The organism is Paraburkholderia sp. SIMBA_030 (genome assembly GCF_046535245.1).
Lineage (GTDB): Bacteria > Pseudomonadota > Gammaproteobacteria > Burkholderiales > Burkholderiaceae > Paraburkholderia.
In genome coordinates this window covers 1-234 of the sequence record NZ_JAWRXB010001687.1, presented here as the reverse complement: position 1 = coordinate 234, position 234 = coordinate 1, and the positions used below count along the sequence as shown (strand labels likewise).

Below are 234 nucleotides of genomic sequence, written 5' to 3'. Positions count from 1 at the left end.
CCAGGCCATCACCTACGAACCGCGCTACTTGGGCCTCATCCCCCTCGGTTACGCGGATGGCATTCCGAAAGGTATCAGCGGCCGTTCCTTGGTCACCATCTCCGGCCGCAGCGTGCCAGTGATCGGCAAGGTATGCATGGATCAGTTCATGGTGGACCTTGGAGCCGACGCCTCGGGGATCGACGTCGGCGATACCGCCTTGTTGTTCGGCGATCCGAAGGGAGGGGCGGCGAG

The 234-nt window shown here is 63.2% G+C and carries 1 protein-coding gene; it reads left to right on the top strand.

The annotated features are described in order from the left end of the window. Positions 1 to 234 (top strand): alanine racemase C-terminal domain-containing protein (locus SB772_RS45770; protein ID WP_410839246.1); only part of this gene is annotated, 234 nt, incomplete at both ends.